The organism is Shewanella sp. DC2-4 (assembly GCF_013248875.1).
Lineage (GTDB): Bacteria > Pseudomonadota > Gammaproteobacteria > Enterobacterales > Shewanellaceae > Shewanella > Shewanella oncorhynchi.
This window is the reverse complement of the sequence record NZ_JABRVR010000002.1, coordinates 4,624,367-4,644,194: the sequence shown is the minus strand read 5'-3', so window position 1 is coordinate 4,644,194 and position 19,828 is coordinate 4,624,367. Positions and strand designations below refer to the sequence as shown.

Annotated in this window: 17 protein-coding genes; 13 read left to right on the top strand and 4 right to left on the bottom strand. The window is 45.7% G+C overall.

Annotation, left to right across the window (positions count from 1 at the left end; all coding sequences use genetic code 11):
• The first annotated feature begins 388 nt into the window (after positions 1-388).
• Entirely contained in the window at positions 389-2,260 is a 1,872-nt protein-coding gene (locus HQQ92_RS21060; RefSeq protein ID WP_173248164.1) for a methyl-accepting chemotaxis protein, read from the top strand.
• An 82-nt stretch (positions 2,261-2,342) separates the two neighbouring features.
• On the opposite strand, the gene HQQ92_RS21055 is transcribed toward HQQ92_RS21060, so the two are convergent.
• On the bottom strand, positions 2,343-3,314 hold the full coding sequence (locus HQQ92_RS21055) for a LysR family transcriptional regulator (RefSeq protein ID WP_113940290.1): 972 nt from the start codon (positions 3,312-3,314) through the stop codon (positions 2,343-2,345).
• Positions 3,315-3,427: 113 nt separating this feature from the next.
• On the opposite strand from HQQ92_RS21055, the gene HQQ92_RS21050 reads away from it, so the two are divergent.
• Both HQQ92_RS21050 and HQQ92_RS21045 read left to right on the top strand, forming a co-directional pair.
• Positions 3,428-4,636 carry a multidrug effflux MFS transporter gene (locus tag HQQ92_RS21050; protein WP_173248162.1) on the top strand — a complete coding sequence of 403 codons (1,209 nt, stop codon included), beginning with the start codon at positions 3,428-3,430 and terminating at the stop codon, positions 4,634-4,636.
• Positions 4,637-4,777: 141 nt separating this feature from the next.
• Positions 4,778-5,398 (top strand): tRNA-uridine aminocarboxypropyltransferase, encoded by a 621-nt coding sequence (locus tag HQQ92_RS21045; RefSeq protein WP_173248160.1) that lies wholly within the window; start codon positions 4,778-4,780, stop codon positions 5,396-5,398.
• Positions 5,399-5,833: 435 nt separating this feature from the next.
• On the opposite strand, the gene HQQ92_RS21040 is transcribed toward HQQ92_RS21045, so the two are convergent.
• Positions 5,834-7,954: a bifunctional diguanylate cyclase/phosphodiesterase gene (locus tag HQQ92_RS21040; RefSeq protein ID WP_173248158.1), complete on the bottom strand. Its 2,121-nt coding sequence runs from the start codon at positions 7,952-7,954 to the stop codon at positions 5,834-5,836.
• A 292-nt stretch (positions 7,955-8,246) separates the two neighbouring features.
• Here HQQ92_RS21040 and HQQ92_RS21035 point away from each other — a divergent pair, with 292 nt between their 5' ends.
• The 9 genes from HQQ92_RS21035 (at position 8,247) to HQQ92_RS20995 (ending at position 16,300) form a co-directional block, all read left to right on the top strand.
• A complete protein-coding gene (locus HQQ92_RS21035; RefSeq protein WP_173248155.1) occupies positions 8,247-8,618 on the top strand; it encodes a hypothetical protein in 372 nt (123 codons plus the stop codon).
• A gap of 105 nt (positions 8,619-8,723) precedes the next feature.
• On the top strand, positions 8,724-9,386 hold the full coding sequence (locus HQQ92_RS21030) for a class I SAM-dependent methyltransferase (RefSeq protein WP_105250578.1): 663 nt from the start codon (positions 8,724-8,726) through the stop codon (positions 9,384-9,386).
• 590 nt (positions 9,387-9,976) lie between these two features.
• Positions 9,977-10,267, top strand: a complete 291-nt coding sequence (locus HQQ92_RS23800) for an SMI1/KNR4 family protein (protein WP_254306340.1) — start codon at positions 9,977-9,979, stop codon at positions 10,265-10,267.
• Positions 10,268-10,283: 16 nt separating this feature from the next.
• On the top strand, positions 10,284-10,529 hold the full coding sequence (locus HQQ92_RS23795; RefSeq protein WP_309247081.1) for an SMI1/KNR4 family protein: 246 nt from the start codon (positions 10,284-10,286) through the stop codon (positions 10,527-10,529).
• Positions 10,530-10,540: 11 nt separating this feature from the next.
• On the top strand, positions 10,541-10,987 hold the full coding sequence (locus HQQ92_RS21015; protein ID WP_173248153.1) for a DUF6985 domain-containing protein: 447 nt from the start codon (positions 10,541-10,543) through the stop codon (positions 10,985-10,987).
• 311 nt (positions 10,988-11,298) lie between these two features.
• Positions 11,299-11,715 (top strand): hypothetical protein, encoded by a 417-nt coding sequence (locus tag HQQ92_RS21010; RefSeq protein ID WP_113940298.1) that lies wholly within the window; start codon positions 11,299-11,301, stop codon positions 11,713-11,715.
• A 258-nt stretch (positions 11,716-11,973) separates the two neighbouring features.
• Complete coding sequence (locus tag HQQ92_RS21005) at positions 11,974-13,371, top strand: amidohydrolase (RefSeq protein WP_173248151.1); 1,398 nt, start codon at positions 11,974-11,976, stop codon at positions 13,369-13,371.
• Between the two features lie 137 nt (positions 13,372-13,508).
• A complete protein-coding gene (locus tag HQQ92_RS21000; RefSeq protein WP_173248149.1) occupies positions 13,509-14,840 on the top strand; it encodes a pitrilysin family protein in 1,332 nt (443 codons plus the stop codon).
• On the top strand, positions 14,837-16,300 hold the full coding sequence (locus tag HQQ92_RS20995) for a pitrilysin family protein (RefSeq protein WP_173248147.1): 1,464 nt from the start codon (positions 14,837-14,839) through the stop codon (positions 16,298-16,300). The genes HQQ92_RS21000 and HQQ92_RS20995 overlap by 4 nt, the downstream gene beginning before the upstream one ends.
• Before the next feature lie 75 nt (positions 16,301-16,375).
• On the opposite strand, the gene HQQ92_RS20990 is transcribed toward HQQ92_RS20995, so the two are convergent.
• On the bottom strand, positions 16,376-18,403 hold the full coding sequence (locus HQQ92_RS20990; protein WP_173248146.1) for a S9 family peptidase: 2,028 nt from the start codon (positions 18,401-18,403) through the stop codon (positions 16,376-16,378).
• Between the two features lie 212 nt (positions 18,404-18,615).
• Between HQQ92_RS20990 and HQQ92_RS20985 the strand changes: the two genes are divergently transcribed.
• The gene (locus HQQ92_RS20985) at positions 18,616-19,167 is read left to right on the top strand and encodes a hypothetical protein (protein ID WP_105250570.1); all 552 of its coding nucleotides are present in this window, start codon (positions 18,616-18,618) and stop codon (positions 19,165-19,167) included.
• Between the two features lie 29 nt (positions 19,168-19,196).
• On the opposite strand, the gene trmL is transcribed toward HQQ92_RS20985, so the two are convergent.
• Positions 19,197-19,661, bottom strand: coding sequence for a tRNA (uridine(34)/cytosine(34)/5-carboxymethylaminomethyluridine(34)-2'-O)-methyltransferase TrmL (gene trmL / locus HQQ92_RS20980; RefSeq protein WP_173248144.1), 465 nt, complete (start codon positions 19,659-19,661; stop codon positions 19,197-19,199).
• Between the last annotated feature and the right edge of the window lie 167 nt (positions 19,662-19,828).

The following is a 19,828-nucleotide window of genomic DNA, read 5'->3' as shown; positions in this document are numbered from 1 at the left end:
AGCGAATGATTTGATCTTGATATAAAAGTGCCATGAAATAAAAATGGCACTTTTATTACTTTTTCATCTAAATGCTTTTATAACTCATTTCTATTTAAGTTGAATTTAATTCGTAACTATTAGCATTAAGATAAGAGTAATTTTAAATTACATGAGATTTATAGTGCATATTTAAATATGCATAAATTAGGCGTCCTATTAAATAAGAGGTCGGTGCTCAGATACATACGTTGATCTATCTTGGATTTGTTGTGAGTTTGTTTATTCTTGCGGTCAAAATAAGTGTATTCTCCGTTATTTTTACGTATCTAAGTAAACTAAGCGCTACTAGGAATAGTTATTATTTTTGGTCAGCATAATTATCCAGTTTTTATTCGTGAAATATATTATGAAATCATATTCATTAAGACAAAAAATCCTTTTTTCCGTAATTCTCGCTCTCTCATCGGTAATTTTACTGTTATCTTGGCAAAGTTATACAAGTCAGAAGAAAGTACTATTAGACGTGAATTTAGAACAGGCTCAACGTCTTGGAGACCAGCAAGCGTTACTAATTAGTGAGTGGCTTGCAAGTCGTCAGAAAATTGTTAAAGGTCTTGCTGGGCAGCGCAATAATGACATTGTGCAAGCAATGAAACAGGCTAAGCAATCGGGAGGGTTTGAATCGACATATTTTGGTGAGTCTAACGGCAATATGAGAGATTCAGAGCCTGCAACTGACTATACAAATTATGATCCTCGTACACGACCTTGGTACCAAGAGACTATGCGAACTGGTGGAAGTGTATTTACTCGACCTTATCTTGATACTGCTTTTAATATTCTAGTGGTGACTTTGGCCGAGCCTGTTGCAGGCGGAGTTATTGCTGGAGATCTATCGATTAGTAATCTTATCGAAGAGGTCAACCGCATGAAATTACCGGCAAACGGCTATGCCATCATGATGCACAAAGACGGCACAGTGATCGCTTATAAAGATCAAGCTAAGACGATGAAACCTATAGGTGAAATCGACAACGAGCTTAATCGCAACTTACCAGAACAGAGCCGTGCAGCGGGCACTCTGTTGCCTATGTATTTTGAAAATGAAGGACGTGACAAATTAGTCTGGAGCGTTGATATCCCTAATACAGATTGGGAATTAGTGTTAGTGCTTGATAAGGAAACGCTAGAGTCACCACTGTCGAGTTTGTTACTCACTCAGTTTGGGCTTTCTGCACTCGTGTTGATCTTAAGTGTATTAGCCATTTCTTGGCTAGTAAGTGTCCTGCTGGGTCCTCTGAGTCGAGTATCGCAGGCGCTGGCGCGTATTGCCGATGGTAATGGTGATTTAACTCAACGTATTTCTGTCGACACTCAAGATGAAGTGGGCGTGCTTGCCGATAGCTTTAACCGCTTTGTGGGCAGTCAACATCAGCTGATCAGCCATATTCGCCAATTAGCGAATGAGTTAGATGCCGATGCTGAACGTAGTCTTGCCACCACGCAAACTTCAGTTGCAGAGTTACAACGTCAGCAGCAAGAAGTCGCTATGGTCGCGACTGCGGTAACTGAAATGGCGAGTGCGACTAATGAGATCGCAGCCAATGCTGAGAACACAGCAACAGCGGCTCAACAGTCTGCAGCGAGCAGTTTACAGGGCAAAGAGTTAGTGAATAAAACTCGTAACTCGATTAATTCCCTTGCCGATGAAGTGACTCAAGCAACGGATGTTATTGGCGATTTAAGTCGTCACGCTAAGTCTATCTCGAGTATTCTGGCGACAATTCAAGGGATTGCCGAGCAAACTAACCTGTTGGCGCTTAACGCAGCCATTGAAGCGGCTCGTGCTGGCGAGCAAGGCCGTGGTTTTGCGGTCGTTGCCGATGAAGTTCGAGTATTATCGCGCCGCACACAAGATTCGACTCAGGAAGTACATACCACGATTGAAACGCTACAACGCACTACCGCTCGAGCAGTCAGCTTGATGGAAAGCAGCCAAGCCTTAGCGGGTCATAGCGTAGAAGATGCCAATGCGGCGGCGAAAGCCCTTGAAGAAATTACGCAAGCGGTCAACGTGATTTCAGATATGGCAGGCCAAATTGCTACCGCAGCGGAAGAACAGACTCAAGTGACGGGTGAAATAACCCAGAATACGGTTGCGATTAAAGATGTGACTGATGAGATTACCGCATCGGCCATGGCAGATTTGGCACAGGCGAGGGGCTTAAAAGCTCGCGCTAATGACCTGAATGCGCAAGTCGCGACATTTATTCTGTAATCGCTATTCTTAATTGTTTGTCTCGATATTAGCCCGATAAAGCCTTTACTTTGTCGGGCTTTTTACTGGCCGTTTTGTCGTGTTAAAGCATTTCTGTGGGATTGAATAACTTAGCCACACTTTGACAAATGGTTTCTCTAATCCATTTATGCCCTTGATCTTCATCATTTCTTTGATGCCATAACAACACATAGGCCATTGGCATAAATTCGAAAGGCAGTGGCAGTTGTTTGAGCGGATAAAGTTGGCAGGCGTGACGGGCAAAGCTCGACGGCAGAGTGAAGATTAAATTGCTGTGGGCGCAAACGCTGGCGGCACCATAAAAGTCGGGTACAGTCGTGCTGATCCGGCGTCTATGCCCAAGATCGGCAAGAAAGTAATCCAGTGCCCACCAATCACTACCTTCACAACGAACCTGCACATGGGCCATATCGAGGTAAAGGGGTAAATTCCATTGTTCTGAGGTGAGCGCCGCCATCAGCGGGTGATCCTCTCGCACTAAGCAGACTTGTTGATCGGTAAATAATGTTTGATAGGCAATCCCTTCGGGCAGGCGATCCACTTGAAAATCCGACAGTGGATGCAAATCCCGCCCTGAAATGCCAAAGTCGATTTGCCCTTGCTGCAAATCCTGCATCGATTTTTCGGTCCAGACATAGGAGTCGAGTTTGACGTTGGGTGCCGTGGTCAGCATAGGGCCGATAAAATATGGGATTAAGGTTTCATAGGCGCTTTCCACCATGGCAAAAGAAAATTGTCGATTGCTACTGGCAGGATTAAAGGTCGGAGGCTGAGTGAGTTGATACAAGTCTTGCAATATATTCGGCAGTTTTTGCCCAAGAATGAGGGCGTGCGCGGTGGGTTTTAAGCCATGCGCCGTGCGCTGAAATAGGGGATCATCTAAGGTTTCTCTGAGTCGATTTAAGCTCTTACTGAGGGCTGACTGGCTTATATGTAATCGGCTGGCGGCGCGAGTGACACTCTGCTCCTCTAGCAGTACTTTGAGTATGACCAGCAAGTTCAAATCGATTCTGGCTAAGTTGTCGATATTCACAGATATTCCTCAGAGGAAATTTACTTTGGAAATTATACCATTTCTGTTCATACCTTGAGTTAATTAAAATAGCGCCCACTGAAATACCTTTCCCTGATCAACTGAGATTATTTATGCGGCGCAATCTGTTACCTATCCTGATGTCTATGGTGCTGCTCAGCCCATTAGCCATTGATATTTATTTACCTTCAATGCCAACTATGGCGACAGAATTCGCCGTATCTGCCAGTGATGTGCAATCCACGCTCGTATTGTTTTTATTCGCCATGGGCTTAGGCCAAGTGTTGATTGGGCCATTAGCCGACCGTTATGGCCGCCGTCCTGTGGCCATTTTCGGGGTCTTACTCTACAGCGCAAGTAGTCTTCTCGCTGCCGCGGCCATCGAGTTTCATTGGTTACAGATTGCTCGTGTGCTGCAAGGTTTAGCCGCCTGTTCAACTTCTATCGTGGTGTTTAGTGCGGTGCGCGACTGCTACTCACAAAAAGAAGGCGCTAAAATTTACAGTTACTTAAATGGAGCGATTTGCGTGATCCCAGCTTTAGCACCAACCTTAGGTGGCTTGCTAGCGATGCAATTCGGCTGGCGTTCAACTTTCGTTTTCATGACGTTATATGCCATGTTGATGATGCTCGTTGTTGGTTATCGCTTACCTGAGACTCGTCCAGTTAACACTGTTACTACTGGCCCACTTTACCGTTGGGGCAGATTCAAACCTGTACTCGGTAACACCCACTTTTTGTTTTATGCCTTTGCTTGTATGTCGGCGATGGCGGCTATTTTGAGTTATGTGTCTTATGCGCCTGTGTGGTTGATTGGGCATTTAGGGGTTTCTGAGCTAGCGTTTAGTGGCTTATTCGGGCTCAATGCTGTGTTTAATATCGTGGCCTGTTTTGCGGCACCGATCGTCATTCGCAAACTGGGTAATCGTCCAACGGTTATTTTGGCTCTGTCCTTACTCGTTTTGTCTTCAGTGGCGACAGTGGCGGGGCAACAGTTTGGTCCAAATACAGGGATGGCAGCAGCTTTTAACTTTATGTTACCTATGATGTTGTTATGTGTGGGATTTGCCTTCTTACTCGGCCCCGCGACGAGTATGGCGCTGTCAGCTTTCGGTGAGCGAGCGGGGACTGCCGCGGCTATGCTAGGTTTTATTCAGATGAGTGGTGCATCCGTTTTAGCTGGACTTATACAGCAAACGAATTTAACTGCACCTTACGCAGTGGCACTCGTCATGGGTGTGTTTTCTATCGGTTTATTGTTGATGATGGCGCTGAGTCGATTCGACCACTGGCACCAAGAGCAGTTAGTTGGCGAGCATTAGTTCGCGGCACTGATTAATTACAGAGTACACCCTTTACCCACAGTTTGTTTGACCGCGAACTGTGGGTATTTTTTATTGTGTCTAATACCCTTTTATCCTTTGGTATACTCGTAAAATAATTCACTAAACCGAGGGTAAAGCTTGTCCCGTCACTATTGTGCTATCTGTCGTTATCCGCAAAATACTTGCTTATGTGCGAGTGTTCAGCCTATCTCTCCAATGACTCAGTTGGTGGTTTTACAGCACCTGAGTGAAGTCGAACATAAGAAGAATAGTGTGCGGGTATTGAGTCTTGCTGTACCTAAAACGCAAGTTTATGTGGGTGAAAGCGAGTCTGATTTCAAAGGCTTACGGGAGTATTTAGCGGCGTGTAATAAGCCGATTTATCTCGTCTATCCCTCTGCGTTAAGTGTAAGTGTTGAACAGCAAAGTATTAATCCTGATTGTATATTGCTGTTGCTCGATGGCACTTGGCGCAAGGCATTCAAAATGCTGCAGCTGAATCCTTGGTTAGCCGAGTATCCTGCGGTGCATTTGGCTGAAGGTTATGAATCGCGCTATCGGATCCGTAAATCGAGTCGTAGCGATAGTTTATCGACCTTAGAAGCTTGCGCTTATATGTTAAGCGCCCTCGATCCTACCCTTGATGTTCAGCCGTTAATGATGGCATTTGATACTATGGTGGAACTGCGGATTAAGGCGATGCCGAGTACAGTGCAGGCTCGTTATCAGAACTCAAATGAATCCAGTGGTAAGGTATAGTTGATGGGGTTAAGGCTATTGAGTCTTAGATTTTTTAAGTATGAATTAGTGCTTTTAAGTTATTGAGTTTTGAGACTCCGTACGAATTAAAATAGTCAAAATCTTATTCAGATCACGCTAACTTAATGTGAAATACGGTTTAATAACTGGGATTCATTTGCGCAGCAAATGATGAGATAGCTTTGCCAGCCAATTGCTTTGCAGGGGAGTGATTCCATTCATTACTATTAGTAAATGGCGTGCTGGCAGGGCTATCGAGCTTAAATCATATGTTTTCTGCAAGAAAATCTTTCCCCTTCGTTCGCGACCCATCAGAATATTTCGATAAAACCTTAGCGGAATCTTTCGTTTTCCGTTGTAAACGTTGAGAGCGTTAATTTGGTACGCAGGTCGGATTATCGAGCCGATGCGAACATCGGCAGTCCTAAATCTGTTCTAGGCTAAGCGTTTTTCCGCAAGAAAGGCTTGGGTGAAGTTTTCGACTGAACTCGGGTAGCCAAATAGAAATCCTTGGGCGAAACCTTGGCCCATGTCTGTCATTATGTCTTTTTGTTGTTGAGTTTCAATACCTTCTGCGACAAAGTGAATGTCGAGTGCTTGTGCGAGTTGCACTATAGCATTGCAGAGCTTTTGTCCTGAGACTTCGTTTAAGCGCAAGGCAAACTCGGCATCAATTTTGACGCTGTCTATTGGTAAAGTCCCTAAGCGACTGAGTGACGATAACCCAGTCCCAAAATCATCGATGGCAATGCTGACACCTAACGCTTTAATACGATTGAGTGTGAGTCGTGCTTGCTCCGGTTGTCGTAACAATGCCGATTCGGTAATTTCTAAAATCAGTGCTTCGGCGGGTAACTTCGCCATTTCTAAGGCATTTATCACTTGGTCGATAAAATCTAAGTGTTCTAATTGCAGTGGTGACACATTGACTGAAATTCTAAAGTCGGGTTGATAATGTGCTCGCCAGAGGGCTGCTTGTACACAGGCCTGTTCTAATACCCATTGGCCAATGCTGACAATTAATCCTGTTTCCTCAAGCAATGGCACAAAGTCGGCAGCTTCATAATATTCTGTTGGTGACTTCTGCCAGCGGAGCAGGGCTTCGGCAGCAATAGTTTGATTTGTATGTAAATCGACTATGGCTTGATAAGCGAGAGTGAATTGTTTTAGGCTATGTGCATGCCTTAGGTTATTGATTAACTGTAATTTTAACTCGGCAGCTAGGCTCATTTCCTTATCGTAAAACACGAGATGCGGTAAGCTCTTTTTAGCGCAATACATGGCAGTATCGGCAAGACTAATCAGCTGTCCCGCTTGGTTACTGTGGGTAGGAAATAGCGCAATGCCTATGCTGGTGCCGAGGAAGAACTTTTGGCCTTCAATTTCAAAGGGGCTCTCAAATAAGCTGAGAATCTGCTCTGCAAACAGCTGAATTTCATCTTTACAGCTACAGTCTTGCAGCACTAAGGTAAATTCATCTCCTCCCATACGGGCTATATCGGCTTTTTCGATACAACCCGCCTCGAGACGGGCGGCGACGAGTTGTAATACTCTATCGCCCATGGAGTGACCGAAGCTGTCATTGATATTCTTGAAACCATTGAGATCTAAAAACATCAACGCGCCCAGTGCGAGGGGATCTGTTTTAAGTTTTTCGAGGGCACTATTGAGGATCTGCTTGAGATGGAACCGGTTAGGTAATCCAGTCAAGGTATCGTACATAGCCCGAGTTGTTAGCTGGGTTTCTAATAGTTTTTTAGTACTAATATCACTGAAAATATTCACATTATAATGAGCATCATCTTCAGTGACGATTTTACGACTGCTCTGCCAAGCAGGGAAGTTACTGCCATCTGAACGTCTTTTCCACGTTTCGCCCTGCCAAAATCCCCTTTGTTTCAAGGCGATTTGGCATTCGGTTTCTTCCCCCATATTATGGGTTCTTACCTCTAAAAATTCAGGGGTTTTACTGATGAGCTGCTCTGCGCTATAGCCGCAAATACGGCACATGGCTTTATTGACAGCCAAAATTTGATTATCAGTGTCAGTGATATACACAGCTTCGGCACTTTCTTCGAGCGTGGTCGACAAAATTTCTTTGGGAATATGAGCAAAACCATCAGAAATCGTTTCGCGCATTTGATTGCGGCGATTAAGAGCTTGTAATTCAACGAGTACTACGGGCTGTTGTTGCAGATAACAGCGATAGAGATTAATTCGAGTCGGCAGTTCATTGCCTTGTTGGCTCATGTGCAGCCAGTTGAATTCAACATTATTGCCTGCAATGGCTTCGAGGATCATTTCCCGCGCAAATTCAACACTATTGCGGCCTGAAGATTGGATCCTCGGAGAAAAATCATAGGGAGTCGCATTCACAAAAGCATCGTATTCAGTCTCAAAATAACTGAGGGTGGCTTGGTTGGCACTAATAAAGCTAAAGCCTTGAATTAAGGCTAAGGGGGTTTTATGGGGATGTGCTTGCCAGAGAGACAGCTTTTCTTGCAGTACAGGATCATCTGTACTGAGTTTCTTAAGTAAGTGTTGCCATCTGATCATTCAGGATACTCCCTTGTGACGCAAAATAGTCACATCCCATTTTTAGGTCTTCGTTGAACACGAAGTTGCCCAATAGTACATCATTCCAATGGGGTTAAAAATAAACCTAATTGTTGTTTCACTCAAATAGAAACTTAAAAAGTGTAGTTTAAGACTTGTATTCAAGCATATTTTTTAAGAACACCTGCTGCATATTTCAAGCTTAGGCAGATTTTATGCTATGTTTTGCACATCTTGCGTGAATTGGCTTTTATCATTGATTCATTCAATTATCGAATAAAGGAGATAGGAAATGGCGTATTTATTTAAAGTGTTAATCTCTAAAATATTAATATCGCTAGCCCTCATCTTTAATTTTCATCTCGCGTTAGCGCATGCCGCCGAGGCGCCAAAGCCTAGATTGACCCTAGAGCAAAAAGCCGATAAGGCACGCATCGACTCACAGCGATTAGAACAGGCTCAATTAGAAAAGGCCCGTCAAGCCACTAAAGAGACGACAGAGCGGGAAGATAAAATTAAGCAACAATCCCAAACCAACGATTGGGAAGCACAGCAAAAACTTAAGGCACAAAAACAGTTCGACGAAAGAGAAAGTCGCGAGCAAAAATATTTACGGGAAGCAAAAGATGCCGCCGCAAAAGAGCGTAAAATCCCTAAACCTTAATCAGGCCATCGACATAGTCGATTTCAGCTGGTCAGTGCTAGCATTATTTGTGGGCATTATGACTATTCTCATTACTATGCACCTTACTATCACTAGGAATTGTTGTTGAATATCTGCCCCTTATGTCATGGCGTTGAATTACTCACTTATCATCAAGATAGGAAGCGCAGTTACCAGCAATGCCAAACCTGCCAACTGGTGAGCGTGCCTTCTGAGTTTTATCTTTCGGCCGAGGCAGAAAAAGCCGAGTACGATAAGCACGAGAATCATGCCAATGATCTTGGCTATCAAACCTTTTTAAATCGCACACTTGAGCCACTACTTAGCCGTGTTAGCACTTCGGCCCAAGGGCTCGATTTTGGCTGCGGCGAAGGCAAAGCCTTGAGCTTGATGGCAAAGGCGCGGGGTTATCAGATAGATAATTACGACCTTTATTACGCTAATAACCCAGAAACCTTAGTCCGCCAATACGACTTTATTACCTTAACCGAAGTCATAGAGCATGTGAGTGATGCTAACGCTCTGCTTGAGCAGCTAAATAAGCTATTAAAACCTAAAGGCATTTTGGCTGTGATGACCAAGCGGGTACAAAATCAAACCGCATTTGCCCGTTGGCACTATAAAAATGACCCTACCCACATCAATTTTTACGCCGAAGCGACCTTTGAGTGGTTCGCGCATCACTATGGCTGGCGACTCGAAATTATCGATAAAGACGTAGTCTTCTTGCATAAAGATATGCATAAAGGAATTTATCAGTCGAGTTAATGCTGTTGTCGCTTAAATGTACTTATCATCAATTTGTGACGCTACAGATGCTTGATTTTCTATGGGTTTTGTTGCAATGCCAGTGGCTATTACTAATACCTCAAGCTCAGACTTAAGATTAGGGTTAACTGTTAGCCCGATAATCACTAGGGCATCATAGGGGAGTTTTTTGTTTACTGCACGCCTATCTGATTGTATTAACTGAGTTCTATGGTGTTCCTCGCGACGACACTCACAATTTCTATATCATCGAGTAGTGGATGTTGCACCGAACGTTTACTCGTATTCTGCGTGTGGTTTGCAAGACGCTCGATTAATTCATTCACCGATATTTTGTGGGGTGAGCGAGGGCTCAAACAGAGTAAGGGTCACTGACGCTGAAAATTAGGCTGTATATCTAGTTAATAAGGTATGACTGGAATAGCGGCTTTGTAAGTAATAGAAGGCTGCGACAGAATCTGTCGTAGCAATATGAAAATAGAATTTATGTGGTTAATTCGATTAACTAAGTTCGCCAAGTGTATATGTTCGCGGTATAAAGCAAATGGATTAATACTGCGGCAAAGTGTCAAGATGAAGGAATAAATACAATGGATGTTAAGACGTATCTACAAGCATTGAGTGCTATTTACGCCAACATGAATCAAACATTAGAACTGGATCGTGGCTTATCAAACTCAGTTTTAGATGAAGCCGAAAAACAATTAGGTTTTACATTTGTTTCTCCGTTAAGGGAGCTTTGGGGATATGCCAATGGCGGCAATGAGTGGAGCACAGTCTTTGCCCGGAAAGATTACTTTTGCCGGTATGATTTTTTGTCTTTAGCCTCATCTCTTACATATCGTGACCGAATGAAAAAAACGGGCCCAGCACTACGCTAATTACCAAGAACCAGAAGTGCGGGATCCCAAAATTCAATCGGGGTGGTATCAAGAAGGTTGGCTGCCCTTTGCCCAATTTGGGGGTGGCACATTACTCTTGATTGCAGATCATTCGCCCTCGGCATTAGGTAAAATGGGACAAGTGATCGCATACACCCATGACCCCGATATGATGGACTTTATCAGCCCAAACCTAAGCCAATTTTTTGCACAATCCTTGACGCAAATCGCGCTATATCCAGATGAATTAATTGAGGATTAAGGATAACAAAAATGTACGACCCCTTATTCAACAAACCGAGTGAACTGATTATTGAAGGTGAGCTTCAGGGCAACGATAAGTTACGCATAAAAATGCTCGAAGACGTTTCTCTGATGACACCAGAAACGAAGCATCAAATTCTAAATGCTATGCTCAAAATGCATAAGTACTTTGAAGATTATTGTGGTGATTTGGAGGTTTCTTTAAATACCATCAATGAAATAGCCGCAAATACCCAGCCGGTGTACATTATATTGGATGACACCAGCACAATGGAGGCTCGGGCAATTCGTTATCATTACACCTGCAACTGGGAAACCGATCATGGGGTAGAAGTGATGGTACTCAATGGTAATCAAGTGATTTTTGTGGGCAATTGCGGTTACACCTATGGCGTGTTATTAGCCTCCATTGATAGTGCTTTATCCCTCCAAGATGAAGAGCTTAATTTTTTGTGAGTTGCTGACTAAATTTCACTACCGTTATACCCGTGCAATACTGTGTTACTCAGAAAGGCAATTTTAGCTAAGCATCTTAGCCAGACATCTACATATGATGGCTCTTGTTCAAGTAATTTTAGCCAGTACAGGTGGTAGAGAAACCGAAAGTGCATTATGTTGTTGATTTAAAATGGGTGGCTAGACTTTGGCGGGTAAACCAAGCTAAGGAGCCAAAACGTAACAAAGCGTTTAAAATCTTTCGCTTTACTCACTGGAGTTTCAAACGGCTGCTTCAGTTTGAAACTCCTTTAACACGGAGTTAACTTCCTATGACACCTGAATATCTAGCCAAACAAGTTGAATTTATTGACTGGCTCTCGGCTGCAAGTCCGATTGAAGGCGTATTGGGTTCTACATATGGATGGGAATGGCTGCCTACAAGCAGAGATCAAGAGGATCCTTTGAATGGTCCGAAAAAATGTGAGGAAACAAAAGACGCGGAGATGCTTGTGTATAAATCGGCGCTCAGATCTCTGAGAAAAATTGGCCGGTCACATCCTTTGCTTGTGTATGGTCCTCATGATTTTACTGAGAGCTTTAGAGGCGGCGCACTCTTTGCCTTCAAAATGGCAGCGAGAGAAGCCGCTCTCAGACAAAAGGGCGTATGGAGTGAGGTGGCTGAGTTGTATAGCCAAGGCCGATGGCCATGTGGTTTTAAAGAAAATCGTGAATTTGTTGTTTTGTGACTAAAGCTAACGATGCCAAGCATTGGGACAGCTTTTCCGTTGCCTTGAGTTTCTTTAACTGAGATCCGCCATCCCTATCTTTTTTCAGGTTGATTTATCTAAAAGCTGGATTCCCGCCCACAAGCATTGCGGGAATGACGGTTAAAGACAGCCTTTAATGAAGCACAGTCTCTTTTACCTTTATCACTAAATCTATTAACAATTCCTCCTTGTCCGTGTAGTTTAGGTAGCTTATAAAAACAACAATAGGCTATCGCTATGACTTTACCCTCTGTATCACTTGCTGTATCAACATCATTTGAATTTAAGCCCCTAGTAAACCAATCCCGTTTTTCCAAGACCTTACTCGCTTCGGCCTTAGCCTTGAGCTTTATGGGCGCGGGTTTGAGTTCGGCTCAAGCGGCGGCCAGTGCTATGCCTGATGCGGCTAAGTTGGCGGCGGGTGTGGAGCAAAAGGTGATCGACTGGCGCCGTGATTTGCATCAACACCCTGAGTTGTCTAACCGTGAGTTTCGTACCAGCAAGATTATTGAAAAACATCTGAAATCCTTAGGGTTAGAGGTACAAACGGGTGTGGCGCATACAGGCGTGGTGGCCATTTTGAAAGGCGGAAAGCTGAAAGGTGGCAAGCCTGGTCCGCTGATTGCGATTCGAGCAGATATGGATGCACTGCCTGTGACTGAAGTGGTCGATGTGACTTTTGCCTCTAAGGTGACTGACACTTATCGCGATCAAAAGGTGGGGGTGATGCATGCCTGTGGGCACGATACCCATGTGGCCATGTTGATGGGCGTGGCCGAAAACTTGGTTAAAGTGAAAGACAGCCTAGCGGGGGATGTGATGTTTATCTTCCAACCCGCTGAAGAAGGTGCGCCAGAGGGTGAAGAGGGCGGTGCGGAATTGATGCTCAAAGAAGGGCTGTTTGCTCAGCGCAAACCCGAGCAAGTATTTGGTATGCATGTCACCTCGAGTATGCCGAGTGGCATGATTGGCCTGCGCAGTGGTCCAGCAATGGCGAGTGAAGACTCTTTTACTATCAAAGTGAAAGGCAGCCAAACCCATGGTTCGCGTCCTTGGAATGGGGTCGATCCTATTGTCGCTGCGGCACAAATTATCACTAACGTGCAAACGATCGTCAGCCGTCAGGTGGATATCACTAAAGCGCCGGCAGTGGTGAGTTTTGGCGCGGTCAATGGCGGTATTCGCTCTAATATTATTCCCGATGAAGTCGAGCTGATTGGTACAATTCGTACCTTCGACCAACCTATGCGCGCAGATATTAAACTGCGTTTAGCGCAAATGGCCGAGTTATCGGCAAAAACGCTTGGTGCGACTGCGACGACTGAGATCCATCAAGGTTATCCTGTGGTGGTCAATAATCCTGAATTAGTCGCCAGCATGCGGCCTGTGCTTGCGAGCGTGGTGGGCGATAAGATGCTGATTGAACCCGGGTTAATCACAGGTGCCGAAGACTTTGCTTACTATGCCTTAGAAACGCCGGGGATGTTTTTCTTCCTCGGGGTGACGCCAAAGGGAACGGACCCTGAAACGGCGGCCAGCAATCATTCGCCGGCATTTTATGTGGATGAAAGCGCGCTAAAAGTGGGCGTTGAGGCCATGACCAAAGTGGCGTTAACGGCGCTCAAAGCCCAATAAGTGGCTAATGCATTATTCCGTAAGCGCTGCGGTATAACTTGAGCTTACAAAAAATCGGCGCGGGATACGCTTCCTGCGCTTGATTTGTTAAACAATTTACCTCTATATGTGGATATTTACAGCAAGGAGCGAACAAGATGAAGCGCACGCTATCGGCTCTGGTGTTGGCCATGGGACTTTTGAACCCCCTAAGCCAAGCACAGGCCACCACGGCAGAAGACATTAAGAGTTTCACGCTAGATAACGGCATGAAAATCATGGTGCTAGAAGATGCCTCAATTCCCAATGCCAACATGTATTTATTTTGGAAGGTCGGTTCACGTAACGAAGTGCCCGGCATTACCGGTATTTCGCACTTTTTCGAACACATGATGTTCAACGGTTCGAAAAAGTACGGCCCAAAAATGTTCGACCGTACTATGGAAGCCGCCGGTGGCGCGAACAATGCGTATACCACTGAAGACATGACGGTTTATACTGATTGGTTCCCCGCCAATGCGCTCGAAACTATGTTCGATCTCGAGGCTGACCGCATCGCTAACTTAGATATCAACCAAGCCATGGTCGATAGCGAACGTGGCGTAGTGCAGTCGGAGCGTTCCACTGGCTTAGAAAACTCTAACTGGAATGCCCTCGAAGGCGAAATCAAAGGCGTGGCGTTTTTAGCCCACCCTTATTCGTGGTCGGTGATCGGTCACGAGTCGGATATCGCCGCTTGGTCGCTGGAAGATCTCGTGCAGTACCATAAAACCTATTACGCGCCGAACAATGCCGTGGTCGTGATTGCTGGCGATGTAAAGCTTGCCCAAGTAAAAGCCTTGGCAGACAAGTACTTTGCGCCTATTCCGGCACAGACTCCGCCTAAAGCGATTCGCACTGTCGAACCTGAGCAAAAGGGTGAGCGTCGCACCTTTGTGCAAAAGGCATCGGTCAGCACACCTAACGTAATGTTGGCGTACCATATTCCGGCGGCAACTCATGCGGATTTTTATGCGCTGGACTTATTAAGCTCGATTCTAAGCCAAGGTAATAGCTCACGTTTATATCAATCATTGGTTGATAAACAAGTGGCCTTAGAAGCGCAAACCTACATGCCGATGTCGGTCGATCCTAACCTCTTCTATGTGATGGGCGTTGCTACACCTGAGGTGAAAGCCTCGACGCTGGAGCATGCGTTGATTGAACAAATCGATGCGATTGCGACAACTGGCGTGACCCAGCAAGAGCTAGAAAAGGTCAAAAATATCAAATTGATGGATTTTTATCGCGCGATGGAAACCATCAATGGCAAGGCCGATACCATAGGCACCTATGAGATGTATTTTGGCAGCTACGACAAGTTGTTTAATGCACCTGAAGCCTATAACAAGGTCACGCCTGCGGATATTCAACGAGTTGCCCAAACCTATTTACGTAAATCGAATCGCACTGTGGCTGTGCTGGCGGCAACTGAGGAGTCTTCCCTATGAAATCGACAGCAGTGAAATCACTTAAGATGGCATCACTTGGGAAATCGTCTAAGTTAATGGCCGCATTAGCCCTAGGCACAAGTTTAGCCTTAGCGGGTTGTGCTACGACATCGGCACCAAAACGGGTCGATACTGGCAGCTTTGCGATGCCAAGTTACGATAAGTTTGTGTTAGATAACGGCTTAACTGTGTACTTAATGCCGCAGCGCGAAGTGCCGTTAATTACCTTAAATGCCGTGGTACGCGCCGGTGCAGTGAATGACACCACCGCAGGCGTGGCACAAATGACAGCAGAAGGCTTGCTGTTAGGTGCGGCGGGGAAATCTAAGGCGGATATCGAGCAGCAAGTGGATTTTCTCGGCGCAAGCTTAGTGGCCGAAGCGGATAAGGAAGGCAGTTATCTGAGTGCTGACTTTATGGCGAAGGACATTGACTTGATGCTGGGCTTATTTAGCGCGGCGATGTTAACGCCTGATTTTGATGCCGCCGAGTTCGATAAACTCAAACAGCGCGCGATTGCTGGGCTGCAGCAGGATAAAGAAAGCCCGCGGGCTGTGATTGGTCGCTACTTCGATAAGCTCGTATTTGGTGCACATCCTTATGGCAATGCGGCTTCGGGTAACCGTGACTCACTGGAGCAAGTGACAGTGTCACAGCTGCGCGCCTTCCATAAGAGTTACTATCAACCTTCCAATACCGCGATAACTGTCGTGGGTGACTTTGATGTGGCGTCGATGAAAGCCAAGCTGACGCATGCCTTTGGTCAGTGGCAGGGCAGCGAAAAGCTGGTGCAGCCTGATTTAAACCAAGGTTTGCCTCAGTTGACCGAGGCCAAAGTCTTGTTGGTGGATAAACCCGATGCAATCGAAACTACTTTTGTGATTGGGGGTTTAGGCATTAGTCGTGACAATCCAGACTATGTAGGTTTAACGGTAGTGAACACTATTTTAGGTGGTCGTTTCACCTCTTGGCTTAACGACGAGCTGCGGGTGAACGCAGGCTTAACCTATGGCGCACGCTCAGGTTTTAGCCCTTATACCGATTCGGGCGTATTCACAATCAGCACTTTCACTAAGACGGAAACCACTCAAGAAGCGATGGATTTAGCCTTAAAAACCTATGCACGTTTATGGGAAAAAGGTGTAGATCAAGCGACCTTAGATTCGGCTAAAGCCTACGTTAAGGGTCAGTTCCCGCCTCAGTTTGAAACCTCAGGGCAGCTGGCGGGGCTCTTATCTGGCATGTATCTATACGGTTTCGATGATAAGTTTATCAATGAGTTCCAAGCTAAGGTGGATGGTTTGACCTTAGAAGAAACCCAAAGGTTAGTGAAAACTTACTTCCCGCAAAAAGATCTGCAATTTGTGCTGATTGGCAATGCGGCTAAAATTGCACCTATTGCCGCTAAGTACGGCAAAGTGCAAACCGTCGATATTAACGCCACGGGATTTGGCCAATAAGCCATCATTGCGAGGCTTGATTCAATAAAGAAAAGGTCTGCATAGTGCAGACCTTTTGCTTTTCTGTTCTAGGTGCTATTGCGCGCCCGGCTTAGCATAATGGGTCATCCAATCTTTCACTTGGTTATACCAATAGATAGAGTTATTGGGTTTCATAACCCAATGATTTTCATCTGGGAAGTAAATCATCCGTGATTCCACATTGCGAGTTTGCAGTGTGCGGAACAGTTCAAATCCTTGTCCCACAGGTACCCGGTAGTCGAGCTGACCGTGGCTGACTAAGGTCGGAGTGTTAAAGTTAGCTGCAAAGTAATGCGGAGAAATGGCTTTATACAGCTCAGGATTATCCCAGTAGTTGCCAAATCGGGTGCTGTGCACGGCAAAATCCGACGCCATTTGTGAATACATGTCGTAAACCGCAGCGTGGATCAACAAGGCTTTAAAGGGATGTGGTTGACCTAAAATAATTGAGGTCAGATAACCGCCGTAACTTGCGCCACCCGCCACCATGCGGTCGCTGTCTATCCAGCTTTGCTGTTTAAACCAGTCGGCCGCCTTGAGCACATCTTCGAGGGATTTATTCTTCCAATCTGGGTTAATCGCATCGGCAAACGCTTGTCCGAAGCCGCTAGAACCATGGAAGTTTGGCCAAGCAGTGACATATCCCCAAGAGGCGAAGGTTTGTGCGTTCCAACGGTAATGGAAACCGTCGGTAATGGCGTTGTGTGGCCCGCCGTGAACCAGCATAAAGAGTGGGTACTTTTTACTGCGATCGAATCCGGGGGGATAGTGAACCCACATTTGAATATCTTGATTTTGATATCCCTTGTAGGTCACTGATTCGTAAGTGCCTAAATCAACATCTTTGAGAATATCGTCATTAAAATTCTCTAGGCGTACCGTCTTACCATTGCGGGGATTAATGCTGACCAAGCGCGCTGGGTGCAAAAAGCTCTCGTTGGTGGCAATCAGTTCACCGTCTTTACCTATGGCGGGTTGGCTAAAGTCAGTTGCCTCTGTAATGGCTTTGACTTTACCGTTTTTGGCATCGATATGATAAATGCGGTTAGTGGCGGCATCTTCGATGGTGGCATAAAAGCCTTTACTGTCGGGGGTCCAATTAAATTGGCTGACCGAACGATCCCACTCTGGTGTTAGCGTATTAAGTTTACGGCTATCGATATCCAGTAACATCAGCCTTGAAGTATCGGCATAGAAACCGGGGATTTTCTGACGGGTAAAAGCCAACGTTTTGCCATTGGGGCTAAAGCTGGGATCAGCATCTGCGGCTTGATTTTCTGGGGTGATATTCTCTGCTTTACCACTGCCAATCGTCGCAAGGAAAATATCCAGTTTAGGGTCGATACGGTTGTCTGAGCCATAAGTACTGAAGGCAATTAAGCGTTCATTAGGCGAAATATCGTAACTTGAACTGCTTTGGCTCGAGCGTGGTAACTCATGGCCGAGCGCTTGCGTCACGGATTCGACTTCGCCGCCCGAAGCGGGGATCCTAAATATATGGGCTTGGCGACGTTCATCTAACCAGTGATCAAACTGAGCGTAGGGCAAAGCGTTCCACTGGCGAGCGGAGACCTTATTGTCTTCGTCGGCTTTTAGTTGGGTCTTCATCTCGTCCCATGTTTGATTTGGGAATACATTGCTGATGAAATACAAATGCTTGCCAACCCATTTAATACCATTTACGCCAGTAGGTATGTCGGTTAAGCGTTGCGCTTCACCCGGACCGTCCATAGGCAATAGGTAGATTTGGCCTGCGTCGTCTTCATTTCGCTCACTCACAAAGGCCAAGGTTTTACCGTCGGGCGAAAACACGGGCTCGCTCACCTTTAACCCTTTGACTGTAATCGCGCGATTATTTTTACCTTCGCCATCAAAACGCCATAACTGGGTCGAACCTTTATCTTCCTTCAGATCATATTCTGTGACTGGCGCAATAATATGCTCACCAGAGGGCGATACGACTGGGCTACCAATACGCTTAAGTTGCCAGAGCAATTCCACCGAGAGCGGTTTACCCTGCTCCGCAAATGCTGAGCCGAATGGCATCAACAGACAGAGCAATAAGATTCCTATCTTCTTCACTGTGAGTCTCCTTATCATACATATAGTTATAATGATTTTATTTGTGGTGCAGATTCGAGAGTATAGAAACCGAGCATGAAAGCAAACTGAGTGATAACTCATAGCGGGACGCTTTGTGTAAGCATCTGTGAATAGTTGTCGGCTAATTGTGATTTGTTGATGGCAGAATTACAGGCTAATCTAGGGTGATATTTCGGCTGAGGACTAGGTAGATGCAGAATAAAATCAACCGATTAAGACTATTATGGGGAGTGACAATTGCACTGAGTGCTACTATTCCTCTGGCTGCGCACGCGGCTAAGGTGAGTTTTAGTGAGTTTTGCCCTCAGTTTACTGGTCAATGGGTGGGCGATGCAGCCAAGGTGGGGGAAGTGCCACGAAAAGTCACAGTCACCGGATTTTGCTCCCATGATAAGCGGCAGCTGTTATTGTCTGTGAGTGTTGGCACGCGTGCGCCCTATAGTGAAACCTGGTGGTTTAGGGAGCAGGGCGAGCAAGTGTTGTTGACCTATTACGATGGCGTGTCCCAAGAGAAGCAGCAAGTCTTTAGCTTATATCGTCAAAATGGCGATTATTCTTTGCTGGGTGAGGGCGTGGTGACTGCCCGGTCTGCGTTAATTCAATTACTGTTTGAGGCAAAGGGGGCGGGTGCTCAAGCTAACGCATGGCAATGGACGCAGAATATTCAATATTTAGACGATGATGTTGATCGCTATCAGCTTTTTCGCGGGATAGAGATGACGCCAGTCGCGCCATCTCCTTAGTCGCCAATCCGATTTACCTTCGATAGCGCTTAAAGTGCGCCAGCAAAATCCAGTTGGCGCCACGCTTCATAGCTGATAATCGCCACCGCATTAGAAAGATTCAAGCTACGGCTGGTGGCCGCCATGGGGATGCGTAGTCTCTGCTCAGTGGGGATAGATTCGATAATCGCCATCGGTAAACCTCGGGTTTCTGGGCCGAATAGCAGCACATCGTCTTTGGCAAAACTCAGTTCAGTATGCTGGCGACTCCCCTTAGTCGTACAGGCCATAATGCGCTTGCCAGCCATGGCTTCGAGGAAAGCATCGAAGTCTTTATGGCGAGTCACATTGGTTAAGTCGGCATAGTCCAAACCCGCGCGGCGTAGCTTTTTTTCTTCTAGATCAAAACCTAATGGCTCAATCAAATGCAGCTGGCAGCCATTGTTTGCGCAAAGGCGAATGATATTACCTGTGTTAGGTGCGATTTCTGGCTCATAGAGTGCGATATGGAACATACTGGCCCGCCTGTAGAAAATGACGGCCGATTATACGGCAAACGGCGCCCAAGCGCAGTGTCTGTTGTGGGTGGATTTGGCTAAGTTCATGCAATAGAGGTTGTAATCGGTGGAATTGTTATCTCAAGGCTTGCCTGTTTTATTATCTCAAAGTAATATATCTCAAC

Excerpts from the sequence above, each read along its gene's own strand:
- HQQ92_RS20995 (WP_173248147.1), top strand. The coding sequence starts at position 14,837 with ATGAAATCGACAGCAGTGAAATCACTTAAGATGGCATCACTTGGGAAA.
- HQQ92_RS21010 (WP_113940298.1), top strand. The coding sequence starts at position 11,299 with ATGACACCTGAATATCTAGCCAAACAAGTTGAATTTATTGACTGGCTC.
- HQQ92_RS21000 (WP_173248149.1), top strand. The coding sequence starts at position 13,509 with ATGAAGCGCACGCTATCGGCTCTGGTGTTGGCCATGGGACTTTTGAAC.
- HQQ92_RS21035 (WP_173248155.1), top strand. The coding sequence starts at position 8,247 with ATGGCGTATTTATTTAAAGTGTTAATCTCTAAAATATTAATATCGCTA.
- HQQ92_RS21040 (WP_173248158.1), bottom strand. The coding sequence starts at position 7,954 with ATGATCAGATGGCAACACTTACTTAAGAAACTCAGTACAGATGATCCT.
- HQQ92_RS21050 (WP_173248162.1), top strand. The coding sequence starts at position 3,428 with ATGCGGCGCAATCTGTTACCTATCCTGATGTCTATGGTGCTGCTCAGC.
- HQQ92_RS21005 (WP_173248151.1), top strand. The coding sequence starts at position 11,974 with ATGACTTTACCCTCTGTATCACTTGCTGTATCAACATCATTTGAATTT.
- HQQ92_RS23800 (WP_254306340.1), top strand. The coding sequence starts at position 9,977 with ATGGATGTTAAGACGTATCTACAAGCATTGAGTGCTATTTACGCCAAC.
- HQQ92_RS21015 (WP_173248153.1), top strand. The coding sequence starts at position 10,541 with ATGTACGACCCCTTATTCAACAAACCGAGTGAACTGATTATTGAAGGT.
- HQQ92_RS21060 (WP_173248164.1), top strand. The coding sequence starts at position 389 with ATGAAATCATATTCATTAAGACAAAAAATCCTTTTTTCCGTAATTCTC.
- trmL (WP_173248144.1), bottom strand. The coding sequence starts at position 19,661 with ATGTTCCATATCGCACTCTATGAGCCAGAAATCGCACCTAACACAGGT.
- HQQ92_RS20985 (WP_105250570.1), top strand. The coding sequence starts at position 18,616 with ATGCAGAATAAAATCAACCGATTAAGACTATTATGGGGAGTGACAATT.